This is a genomic window from Priestia sp. TRN 1309, from assembly GCF_050846875.1.
Taxonomy (GTDB): domain Bacteria; phylum Bacillota; class Bacilli; order Bacillales; family Bacillaceae_H; genus Priestia; species Priestia zanthoxyli.
Window position 1 is genome coordinate 1 of record NZ_JBOZGM010000017.1, and the last position, 1,682, is coordinate 1,682.

The 1,682-nt window shown below is 54.2% G+C and carries 1 rRNA gene; it reads left to right on the plus strand.

Going from position 1 to position 1,682, the window contains the following annotated elements:
* Positions 1-1,681 (plus strand): 23S ribosomal RNA (locus tag ACRPLQ_RS26315); the annotation flags it as partial.
* Position 1,682 lies beyond the last annotated feature (1 nt).

Genomic DNA, 1,682 nt, shown 5'->3' on the forward strand with positions numbered 1-1,682 from the left:
GAAGTCAGACCGTAAGGACTGGTGGAGCGCTTAGAAGTGAGAATGCCGGTATGAGTAGCGAAAGACAAGTGAGAATCTTGTCCACCGAATGCCTAAGGTTTCCTGAGGAAGGCTCGTCCGCTCAGGGTTAGTCGGGACCTAAGCCGAGGCTGAAAAGCGTAGGCGATGGCCAACAGGTTGATATTCCTGTACCACCTCCCCGCCGTTTGAGTAATGGGGGGACGCAGTAGGATAGGGTAAGCGCGCTGCTGGATATGCGCGTTCAAGCAGTTAGGCTGATGAGTAGGCAAATCCGCTCATCATAAAGGCTGAGCTGTGATGACGAGGGAATTATAGTACCGAAGTTCCTGATTCCACACTGCCAAGAAAAGCCTCTAGCGAGGCGGGAGGTGCCCGTACCGCAAACCGACACAGGTAGGCGAGGAGAGAATCCTAAGGTGATCGAGAGAACTCTCGTTAAGGAACTCGGCAAAATGACCCCGTAACTTCGGGAGAAGGGGTGCTCTGGTAGGGTGTATAGCCCGAGAGAGCCGCAGTGAATAGGCCCAGGCGACTGTTTAGCAAAAACACAGGTCTCTGCGAAGCCGCAAGGCGAAGTATAGGGGCTGACGCCTGCCCGGTGCTGGAAGGTTAAGAGGAGGGGTTATCCTTTGGGAGAAGCTCTGAATCGAAGCCCCAGTAAACGGCGGCCGTAACTATAACGGTCCTAAGGTAGCGAAATTCCTTGTCGGGTAAGTTCCGACCCGCACGAAAGGCGTAACGATCTGGGCACTGTCTCAACGAGAGACTCGGTGAAATTATAGTACCTGTGAAGATGCAGGTTACCCGCGACAGGACGGAAAGACCCCGTGGAGCTTTACTGTAGCCTGATATTGAATTTTGGTACAGCTTGTACAGGATAGGTAGGAGCCTGAGAAGCCGGAGCGCTAGCTTCGGTGGAGGCGTCGGTGGGATACTACCCTGGCTGTATTGAAATTCTAACCCGCGGCCCTGATCGGGCCGGGAGACAGTGTCAGGTGGGCAGTTTGACTGGGGCGGTCGCCTCCTAAAATGTAACGGAGGCGCCCAAAGGTTCCCTCAGAATGGTTGGAAATCATTCGTAGAGTGTAAAGGCACAAGGGAGCTTGACTGCGAGACCTACAAGTCGAGCAGGGACGAAAGTCGGGCTTAGTGATCCGGTGGTTCCGCATGGAAGGGCCATCGCTCAACGGATAAAAGCTACCCCGGGGATAACAGGCTTATCTCCCCCAAGAGTCCACATCGACGGGGAGGTTTGGCACCTCGATGTCGGCTCATCGCATCCTGGGGCTGTAGTCGGTCCCAAGGGTTGGGCTGTTCGCCCATTAAAGCGGTACGCGAGCTGGGTTCAGAACGTCGTGAGACAGTTCGGTCCCTATCCGTCGTGGGCGTAGGAAATTTGAGAGGAGCTGTCCTTAGTACGAGAGGACCGGGATGGACACACCGCTGGTGTACCAGTTGTCTTGCCAAAGGCATCGCTGGGTAGCTATGTGTGGACGGGATAAGTGCTGAAAGCATCTAAGCATGAAGCCCCCCTCAAGATGAGATTTCCCATAGCGCAAGCTAGTAAGATCCCTGAAAGATGATCAGGTTGATAGGTCAGAGGTGGAAGCGTGGCGACATGTGTAGCTGACTGATACTAATCGATCGAGGACTTAACCAAA